The organism is Variovorax sp. P1_H12_2, from assembly GCF_056405335.1.
Window position 1 is genome coordinate 1 of record NZ_JBFUCI010000230.1, and the last position, 10,016, is coordinate 10,016.

Consider the following 10,016-nt stretch of genomic DNA (forward strand, 5'->3'; position numbering starts at 1 on the left):
AGCCGGACCAGTCGCCGTGGGCGAAAGCCAGGCGCCCGGCGACGATGCGGTCCCGGGCACCGAGCTTCGCCAGTTGGCCGGGCGCGGGGATCGCCATCGCATGGCCGTAGCGCGTGATGTCGATCCGGGTCGCCAGCCCGGCGAGGTCGGGGTGAGGCGCCGAAAGCTCCGCCAGCAGATCGTCGCGCCAGCCGGCCCAGGGCCGGGCCAGCAACTGGCGGCGGCCATCGGTGCCGTCCCAGGTGCTGGGCCCCAGCGGCCGGTACCAGGTCAGGACCGTGGCGCGCGGCGTCGGGTCCAGGGTCTGATGCCGCGCGTCGACGTAGCCGAGGCCGCGGGTGCCATAGACCACGTTGTCCCAACCCGGGGCCGCACCAGGCCGGTCGGCCAGTGGGGCCTTCACATGGACATTGGCGACCAGCCAGGGCGCGTAGCGCATCGACGCGGCGGCTTGGCGCAACCGCTCGGGCGGGGCCTCGATCACGCGCGCCGCAATGAACATCGGCAGCGCGACGATGCACCGTTCGGCCTGCCAGCGCACCCGCGAGCCGGTGGCGACGTCGATCGCATCGATCTCCACGCCGCTGCGCGCGTCGGCGATCCGCGTGACGGCCTGGCCGGTCCGCAGCCGATCGCCGAGGGGCTGCGCCAGCCGCTGGGTCAGCCAGGCGTTGCCCTCGGGCCAGGTCAGCACCGCCTCGCGTTCGCCGTCGTCCTCGCCGGGCGCATGGAAGCCGTGCCGGCTGGCGAAATAGTGGATGCCGGCCCAGGCCGAGACATGGGCCAGGCCGGCACCGTAGTCGTCGCGACAGCAGTAGTCGAGATACCAGCGCAGGTGGGCGTCGCCAAGGCCCTCACGGTCGAGCCAGGCCTCGAAGGACAGCGCATCGAGGGCCAGCAGGGCTGGCGCGGGCACCGCGCGCAGCGTCGGGATCGAGAACCGCGCATCGTGCCGCAAGGCATCCACGCGTTGCGAAAAGCGCCGGTACTGGGCCAGCGTGGCGTTGCCCACCCCCTGCACCGGCAACAGCCCGTCCTGCCAGCGGCCCTGGAAGAACAGGCGCTCCTGCGGACTGTGGCAGAGCTGGCGCTCGTCGTATTCCCAGCGGCCCGCCACGCGCCGGCGCAGGCCCAGTTCCTCGAGCAGGTCCTGCACCTCGTGCGCCTCGTCGCCGGGCAGCGGCAGATAGTGCGCGCCGAGCGGGCAGGCGATGCCCTGCACCGCGCCGGCGCGGCTGTTGCCGCCGGCCGTGTCCTCGAGTTCCAGCAGCACGAAATCCTCGATGCCGGAAAGACGCAACGCCCGCGCCGCCGCCAGGCCGGCAACGCCACCGCCGGCGATCACGACCTGCGTGCGGCGAGCGACATCCGGCACGGCCCCGCCGCGCTGCGTGCCGTCGCGCAGCGCATGGCCACGCGCCACGTCGATGCCGGTGAAGCCGCCCTCGATGTCGTGTCGGGCCTCGCACCCTGCCAGCGCGGCCGCCACGGCCATCGACGCGCCAAGAAACTCACGCCGCCTCATGGATCCTTTCCAGGAATACCGCGGAACCGGCTTCGCCGGGCCGCTGGTGTTGCCCCCTGCAAGGGGGTGGGCGGCTACACGAAGTGAGCCAACCTGGGGGTGTGCTCATCTCCCCCACTCGTGTTCGTAGGTGGACACCAGGATCTGGTTGGAAAGCCGATTCACCTCGGCCGGCACCCGCGCCATGTCGCGCGGGAAGTCGAACAGCAGCGGCAATGTCGGCACCGACAGGAAACGCAGCCCGTCGGGCAGCGCATCGGGCAGCCGGAAAGGCCGCCGGCTCGCGATGATGTATCCCCACTCGCCGAAGCTCGGCACGTGTGCGTGGTAGGGCGTCGCCGTGAGGCCGACCGATTCGATGGTGGTTGCCACGGTCCAGAAGCTCTTGCGCGCCACCAGCGGCGAGGTGGTCTGGACAACGGCATAGCCGCTGGCCGCCAGCCGCTGGTCGAGCAGCGCATAGAAGGAGCTTGTGTAGAGCTTGCCGATCGCGAAATTGGTGGGGTCCGGAAAGTCGACCACGATGACGTCGAAGACCTCGCCCTGCTGCTGCAGCCACTGGAAGGCATCGGTGTTGACCACGCGCAGCTTCGGGGAATTCAGCGCGTGGCCGTTCAGTGCGGCCAGCGTCTCGTGCTCGCTGAAGAGCCGGGTCATGTTCGGGTCGAGCTCCACCAGCGTCACGCTCTCGACCGACGGGTACTTGAGGATCTCGCGCACCGCCATGCCGTCGCCGCCACCGAGCACTGCCACCTTGCGCGGCGCGCCGTGGGCCGCCATCACCGGGTGCACCAGCGCCTCGTGATAGCGGTACTCGTCGCGCTCGGCGAACTGCAGGTTGCCGTTCAGGAACAGCCGGTGCCCGGCGGCGCCTCGCGTGACCACGATGCGCTGGTAGGGGGAGCTTTCGCTGAAGACGATGCGGTCCTGGTAGAACTTGTCCTCGGCCAGCGTCGTGAGGTGATCGGCGAACACGAAGGCCACCAGCAACGCGGCCAGCGCCAGCCCGCAGGCCAGCGCATGCATGCCGACACGGCGCAGCTCGTGCCGGAACAGCCACAACGCCCAGACCGCGACCGCCGCATTCATGAACCCGAACAGAAGCCCGGTGCGAATCATGCCGAGCTGCGGCACCAGCAGCAGGGGGAAGGCGATCGAGACGGCGAGCGCGCCCAGGTAGTCGAAGGTCAGCACCTGCGACACCAGGTCCTTGAGCGCGACGTTGCGCCGCAGGATCCGCATCACCAGCGGGATCTCGAGCCCCACCAGCGTGCCGACCACCATCACGAGCCCGTAAAGCAGCAACCGGAAGGCGCCCGGAACGTAGGCATTGGCAATGAAGAGCAGTGCCGGCAGCGCACCGCCGACCAGCGCCACCATGAGCTCGATGCGCAGGAAATGCGCCGGCAGCTGGCGCTCGAAGTAGCGCGACAGCCAGGAGCCCACGCCCATCGCGAACAGGTAGGTGCCGATGATCGTGCTGAACTGCAGCACCGAGTCGCCCAGCAGGTAGGAACTCAGCGCCGCTGCGCTGAGCTCATAGACCAGCCCGCAGGCGGCGACCACGAAGACGCTGGCGAGCAGCGCGATCTCGACCGGTTGCGGGCCGCTGCGCTCGAGCGGGCGCGCGGACGAGGCCGCTTCGCTCAATGGATGGCCGCGGCGACGATGATGCAGATGCCCAGGCTCATCGCGGCCACCACCAGCCCCAGCGCCATGTTCTGCTTCTCGACGATCTCCTGCCACAGGTCATAGGGCGTGACCTTGTCGATGATCCGGAAGGCCAGCCAGAAGAGCGCCACGCCGATCACCGCATAAACCAGCGACCCAAGGATCACGTCCGGCTTCAACCATTCAATTCCCATGATGAGAACCTCCAAAAAAAGACTTCATTTGTGGCCGCCGCCACTCGAATAGCCGCCATAGGAGCCGCCCGCACTGCGCGAGCCGCCCCCGCTGCTGCAGGTGCTCAGGATGATCAGCAGCACGACGATCACCACCACGATCAGCACGATGGTGCCGCAGCCCAGGCTGGACGCCGCGCTCACCGGCAGCACGTCGTTGCGCTTGAACATGTCCTTCCGGCGATCGAGCTTGAACGCCGCCGCCACCGCCGCGCTGTCGATCCGGTTGCCGGACGACCAGGTCAGCTCGTTGGCCGAGCGTTCCATCGACAGCAGTGCGCTGCCGTTGGCGAAATCGCGATTGAAGGTCTTCTGCCCGCGCTCGACCTGCCAGTAGAACTCGCCCGCCACATAGCCGGTCTCGGCGTTGTAGGCGTACTGCTGCAGGTAGACCTTGCCCAGGTACGTGGCGCGGGCCCCGCTCTCGGCCATGCTCGGGGCGCCGGTGGTCGGCTTCACCATGCTCCAGCCGTCTTCGGCATCGACCAGGAAGCTGAAGCCGCGCTTCTTGTTGTAGAGCAGGTACTCGCTCCAGCCGAAGTGCTCGTCGTCGCCGGGCGCCACGCCCATGCGGTGCTGGAAGCCGACCACCTGCCAGTCGACGCCCTGCAGCTGGCCGATGCTGCCGAGCGCGATCAGCGGCTGGATCGGCTCGTTCTGGGCCGCATGCCGAAGTTCGCCCCCGATGCCCTGCGAAAGATCGATGATCGCGTTGCAGGACGGACAGGTGATGCTCTTGCTGTCGGCCAGGTTGACCGTCACCGGCGAGCCGCAGTTCGGGCAGTTGAAGCTGCGGCCCTTTTCGTCCTTGGCCGATTCGTCGCGCAAGCCGGTGAGCTGCAGGTCCTCGAGCCGCACCGCGCGGCCGAGGTAGGCGCCGGGCGGATCGGTGTCGTAGTCGAGGCTGAGCACCTGTCCCTGGTCGCTGCGCAGCTCGACCACCGCGAAGGGACGGCCGAGTTCGGGCAGCCGCGGCAGCTCGCCTTGCGCCGAGACCAGCGCCACCTGCTCGTTCGAGGCCACCGTGTAGTTCTGGCCGTTGAAGGCGGTGGTCGCGCCGACGCGCTGTTCGACCGCCGGCGGCGTCGCGCGCTGCAGTTCGAAAGCCAAGGCGAAGACGAAGGCGCCGTTGTCCTCGCTCAGGATGCCGGTACGCTCGCCATCGAGCGTGGCGATCCACTCGGTCCAGCGGCCGCCCGGGTAGCTGTACTGCAGCCGGCCCACCAAAGTGAAAGGCTGGCCCTCGATGCGGCCGGCGGCGAACAGCTGCAGCGGACTGAAGTCGTCGAACAGCTCGGCCATCTTGCCGGTGCGCGCCAGCGTCTCGCCTTGGCGCACCACGGTGCTCTGGCAATAGGGGCAGACCGCGTGCGTCGATTGCGCCGAACGGAATTCGACCGGCGCGCCGCAGCCGGGACAGGGCGCGCGGTAGTAGCGCTGGCTACCGCGGTCCGTCACACGAGTTTTTTCAGCAGCTCCGCCTTCTTGGCGTCGAATTCTTCCTGCGTGAGGATGCCCTTGGACTTCAGCTCACCGAGCTTCTCGAGCGTGGTCATCACATCGGCCGGATTCACCACCGCGACCGCGGGCTGCTGCTGCGGTGCCGCGGGCTGCGCCTGCAGCCCCTGGGCCAGGTTCTGCGCCAGCACCTGCCCCAGCGCGACGCCGGCGCCGAGCCCCATGGCATCGCCCGCGATGCCGCCGCCACCGCCCGCGCCCTCGGCGAACTTCGGGATCGCCTGCGCGGTCTGGTATTGCATGAACTTGCCCATGTCGTTGCCGACCATGCCCATGCCAATCTTCTGATCGAGGATCTTCTGCAGCTCTTCCGGCAGCGAGACGTTCTGGACCGTGATGTTCTCGAGCTGAATCCCGATCTTGGCGAACTCGGGCACCAACTGCTTGGCCAGCGCCTCGGCGAACTGGATCTGGTTGGCTGCCAGGTCGAGAAAAGGAACGCCGCTGGCCGCGATCGCGTTGCTGATGTTCTGCAGCAGGAGGCCGCGGAGCTGGCCATCGAGGTCGGCCACCGTGTAGATGTCGCGCGTACCCGAGATCTCGGTGTGGAACAGCTTGGCGTCGCCGACGCGGAAGCTGAAGTTGCCGAAGGCGCGCAGCCGCACCGCGCCGAAGTCCTTGTCGCGCACCGTGATCGGCTGCGGCGTTCCCCATTTCTGGTCGACCTGCTGGCGCGTGCTGAAGAAGTAGACGTCGCTCTTGAATGGCGACTCGAAGAGCTTGTCCCAGTTCTTGAGATAGGTCAGGACCGGCAGCGTCTGGGTCGTGAGCTTGTACATGCCCGGGCCGAACACGTCGGCGACCTGGCCTTCGTTGACGAACACCGCGACCTGCGACTCGCGCACCGTCAGCGACGCGCCGTTCTGGATTTCCATCTCCGCCATCGGGAAACGCCAGGCCAGCGTGCCGTCGCCGGTCTCGGTCCACTGAATGATGTCGATGAACTGCTTCTTGATGAAATCCATCAGCGCCATGGTTGCTCCTCGTTGCGGGGGTCTTCTGAGCCGGGCATATTGCCACAGTGCCCGCCAAGGACAACCCTGGGGACAGTTCCGGCACAAGACAGTACTTGTCCACAGGCAAGTCGCTTCGCCCGAAGTTGTTCGCCTCGCCGCGACAGCACGGAAGCGCGGCTGCACACAGCCAGCGGGCTGCGGCAAGTCCTTGTCGCAAAAGGGAAAAATGACCCTGTCCACAGCGAAGCGCGCCCCTTACTACTACTACTAATCTAAATAGGAAGACTAAGTAGAAGAGATAGCAATAGCCACTTTCCGCCCAAATATCCGGGTCGGCGACCCGCGCCCGGCCAGCATGCAGATCGAGGTCTACAATCGGCGCCCTTTACAAGAAGCGTCACAGGAGGCACGGCCCAATGTCCGATTCGACTTCGCAGATCCCTACGCCCGAAGACAAGCGCGCCGAGCTGCGCCGCGCCGCGCTCGAGTACCACGAGCATCCGGTTCCGGGCAAGATCTCGATCGCCGCCACCAAGCAGATGGTCAACCAGCGCGACCTGGCGCTGGCCTACTCACCCGGCGTCGCGGCGCCTTGCGAAGAAATCGTCAGGGACCCGGTCAACGCCTTCAAGTACACGGCGCGCGGCAACTTGGTCGGCGTGATCACCAACGGCACCGCGGTGCTGGGCCTCGGCGACATCGGCCCGCTGGCTTCCAAGCCGGTGATGGAGGGCAAGGGCGTGCTGTTCAAGAAGTWCGCCGGCGTCGACGTCTTCGACATCGAGATCGACGAGAAGGACCCGGTCAAGCTGGTCGAGGTCATCGCCGCCCTCGAGCCGACCTTCGGTGCGATCAACCTCGAGGACATCAAGGCCCCCGACTGCTTCTACGTCGAGCGCGAGCTGCGCAAGCGCATGAAGATCCCGGTCTTCCACGACGACCAGCACGGCACTGCCATCACCGTGGCAGCCGCGATGCTCAACGGGCTGAAAGTGGTCGGCAAGGACATCGGCCAGGTCAAGCTCGTGACCTCGGGCGCGGGCGCTGCGGCGCTGGCCTGCCTGAACCTGCTGCTCAAGGTGGGCCTGAAGCGCGAGAACGTCTACGTGACCGACCTGGCCGGCGTGGTCTACGAAGGCCGCACCGAGCTGATGGACGACGACAAGCGCCAGTACATGCAGAAGACCGAGTCGCGCACGCTCAATGACATCATCGAGGGCGCGGACGTGTTCCTCGGCCTGTCGGCCGGCGGTGTGCTGAAGCCCGCGATGGTCGCCAAGATGGCGGCCAAGCCGGTGATCTTCGCGCTGGCCAATCCGAGCCCCGAGATTTCGCCGGAAGACGCGCATGCGGTGCGCGACGACATCGTCATGGCGACCGGCCGCACCGACTACCCGAACCAGGTCAACAACGTCCTGTGCTTCCCCTACATCTTTCGCGGTGCGCTGGACTGCGGCGCCACCACCATCACCGATGAGATGGAAGTGGCGGCGGTGCACGCGATCGCCGACCTGGCGCAGGCGGAACAAAGCGAGCGTGTTGCGGCCGCCTACGCAGGCGAGAAGCTGAGCTTCGGGCCCGAGTACCTGATCCCGAAGCCCTTCGACCCCCGGCTGATGATGAAGATCGCGCCCGCGGTCGCGAAGGCTGCGGCCGAAAGCGGCGTGGCGCTGCGTCCGATCACCGACCTCGACGCCTACCGCGACAAGCTGCAGACCTTCGTTTACACCTCGGGCACCATGATGAAACCGATCTTCGACGCCGCCAAGCGTGCGCCGAAGAAGCGGGTCGCGTACAGCGAGGGCGAGGAAGAACGGGTACTGCGCGCGGCGCAGATCGTGGTCGACGAAGGCATCGCGCGGCCCACGCTGATCGGCCGTCCGGCCATCATCGCGCAGCGGATCGAGAAGTTCGGCCTGCGCCTGAAGGAAGAACTCGACTACGACATCGTCAATGTCGAGCAGGACCATCGCTACCGCGATTTCTGGCAGACCTACCACCGCATGACCGAGCGCAAGGGCACGACGGTGCAGACCGCCAAGATCGAGATGCGCCGCCGCCTGACCCTGATCGGCGCGATGCTGCTGCACAAGGGCGACGTCGACGGCCTGATCTGCGGCACCTGGGGCACCACCGCGCTGCACCTGCACTACATCGACCAGGTGATCGGCCGGCGCCCGGGCGGCTGCGCCAGCACGCCGCAGGATGTGCCGATCTACGCCTGCATGAATGGCCTGCTGCTGCCGGATCGTCAGGTGTTCCTGGTCGACACGCACGTCAACTACGACCCGACGCCCGAGGAACTGACCGAAATCACGACCATGGCGGCCGAGGAAATGATGCGCTTCGGCCTCAAGCCCAAGGCGGCGCTGCTGTCGCACTCCAACTTCGGCAGCAGCAACCAGCCCAGCGCGGTCAAGATGCGCCGCACGCTCGACCTGCTGCGGGTTCAGGCACCCTGGCTGGAAGTCGACGGCGAGATGCACGGCGACATGGCGCTCGACGGCAAGCAGCGCGCTGCCGTCATGCCGCACAGCGCCCTGGCGGGCAATGCCAATCTGCTGGTATTCCCGAACATCGATTCGGCCAATATTTCCTACAACCTGCTCAAGACGGCGGCCGGTGGCAACATCGCGATCGGTCCGGTGCTGCTCGGAGCGGCCAAACCTGTGCACATTCTCACGCCGAGCGCCACCGTGCGCCGCATCGTGAACATGACAGCGCTGACCGTGGCGGATGCCAACGCCGAGCGATAAGCAAAAAAGCGACAGCGATCGCTAACTTCTAGAGCGCGGCATCCCCCTTTCACCTGCTCAAAGATTGAGCAGGCGCTTGCTATTTGCGCGTCCCTGGTGCACACTTGCGGCCTTGAATTCGCGGGTTAACCCCAAGTTGATCCGCCGGTTCGGTTCTCGCTCTTTTCCTTCTGGTGCCCCATGGCGGCTTACGCCTCGATCTCGTCCCCGGTCTCAAAGTTAGCGCTCACTGGCGTGTTGCTGGCGACCCTGATGGCGGGAGTCCAGGCTCGCGAATGGTTCGGCCCCGGCACCGGCACCCCGGCGCAGGAAACGGTCGCGTTGGCCGAACTGCCGGTTCAGGGCCAGCGTACCTATGGGGCCATTTTGAACGGTGGCCCTTTCCGGCACGAAAAAGACGGCACGGTGTTCGGCAATCGCGAACGCCTGCTGCCGCAGGAACGGCGAGGCCACTACCGAGAATACACGGTCGATACGCCCGGTTCGCGTGATCGTGGTGCCAAGCGCATCGTCTGTGGAGGCGAGCGCACGGCGCCATCGGTGTGCTGGTATACGGCAGACCACTACGCGAGCTTCAGGCGGATCGTGCCATGAGCGAGCAACTGGATTGGAGCGGCGCCGTGAGGCGCACCGAAGAAATGATGACGACAACCATGGAAAGACCAGCGGAGATGACCTTATCCCTTCGTGCAGTGCGACCCAACATCGTGCAGTCGATTCGCGCCTTCCGCGTGAACGACCTGCAGGAAGCGGCGCATGCGGCCGGTCAGCACTTCCTTTACGCCAACCTGGGCAACGCCCAGACCAAGCAGGACGTGCTTGATCTGATTGCCCAGCAATTCACTTTTCCGCAGCACTTCGGCAAGAATTTCGATGCGTTGTACGACTGCATGACCGATCCCTTGCACAAATCGGGCCCGCAGCCGGGTTTCGTCATCGTGCTCGAGCAGATCCCGGCCAACGCCAAGTTCGACAAGGAAGCACGCGAGCAACTGCTCGACATCTTCCGAGACGCCTCCGACTACTGGGGAGACCGGAAGATACCGTTCAGGTGCTTCTATTCTTTTCTGTAGCCCGTTCTGCACACACCAGCCAAGCAGAACGGGCGAATGAGGCTTCGCAGGACAATGCCGCCGCTCCGGCTCCAGGCATCGACCTTCCGAATTCCGACCCGGCAGCAGAAAAGATGCCGACCGACAAACTGGTCGACGTGTCGCCATTGGCCTTGCGCATGAGCAGCCCCTTCAACGCGGGCTACTGGCTGGCAGCAGCCTGACTGTTGCTCGCCCCCAGGTTGCCCGGCACTTCGTGTCCGGGCGCCCACCCCCTGCCGGGGGCAACACCAGCGGCCCGGCAA

The 10,016-nt window shown here is 66.4% G+C and carries 8 protein-coding genes; 3 read left to right on the forward strand and 5 right to left on the reverse strand.

Annotated elements, in window-relative coordinates; all coding sequences use genetic code 11:
• From AC1D2K_RS21185 to AC1D2K_RS21205, 5 genes are all read right to left on the reverse strand, one after another.
• Positions 1-1,525: FAD-dependent oxidoreductase (locus AC1D2K_RS21185; protein WP_478090800.1), on the reverse strand; the 1,525-nt coding region annotated here is incomplete at its 3' end.
• 105 nt (positions 1,526-1,630) lie between these two features.
• Entirely contained in the window at positions 1,631-3,175 is a 1,545-nt protein-coding gene (locus tag AC1D2K_RS21190) for a polyamine aminopropyltransferase (RefSeq protein WP_478090801.1), read from the reverse strand.
• Positions 3,172-3,390 (reverse strand): DUF350 domain-containing protein, encoded by a 219-nt coding sequence (locus AC1D2K_RS21195; RefSeq protein WP_478090802.1) that lies wholly within the window; start codon positions 3,388-3,390, stop codon positions 3,172-3,174. Before AC1D2K_RS21195 ends, AC1D2K_RS21190 begins: the two co-directional genes overlap by 4 nt.
• Positions 3,391-3,414: 24 nt before the next feature.
• A complete protein-coding gene (locus AC1D2K_RS21200; RefSeq protein WP_478090803.1) occupies positions 3,415-4,887 on the reverse strand; it encodes a DUF4178 domain-containing protein in 1,473 nt (490 codons plus the stop codon).
• Entirely contained in the window at positions 4,884-5,921 is a 1,038-nt protein-coding gene (locus tag AC1D2K_RS21205) for an SPFH domain-containing protein (RefSeq protein ID WP_478090804.1), read from the reverse strand. Before AC1D2K_RS21205 ends, AC1D2K_RS21200 begins: the two co-directional genes overlap by 4 nt.
• A 398-nt stretch (positions 5,922-6,319) precedes the next feature.
• Here AC1D2K_RS21205 and AC1D2K_RS21210 point away from each other — a divergent pair, with 398 nt between their 5' ends.
• The 3 genes from AC1D2K_RS21210 to AC1D2K_RS21220 all read left to right on the forward strand — a co-directional run bounded on the left by AC1D2K_RS21210 (position 6,320) and on the right by AC1D2K_RS21220 (position 9,732).
• Positions 6,320-8,659, forward strand: coding sequence for an NADP-dependent malic enzyme (locus tag AC1D2K_RS21210; RefSeq protein ID WP_478090805.1), 2,340 nt, complete (start codon positions 6,320-6,322; stop codon positions 8,657-8,659).
• Between the two features lie 180 nt (positions 8,660-8,839).
• On the forward strand, positions 8,840-9,253 hold the full coding sequence (locus AC1D2K_RS21215) for a guanyl-specific ribonuclease (RefSeq protein WP_478090806.1): 414 nt from the start codon (positions 8,840-8,842) through the stop codon (positions 9,251-9,253).
• 47 nt (positions 9,254-9,300) lie between these two features.
• Positions 9,301-9,732: a barstar family protein gene (locus AC1D2K_RS21220; RefSeq protein ID WP_286570543.1), complete on the forward strand. Its 432-nt coding sequence runs from the start codon at positions 9,301-9,303 to the stop codon at positions 9,730-9,732.
• The last annotated feature ends 284 nt before the right edge of the window (positions 9,733-10,016 follow it).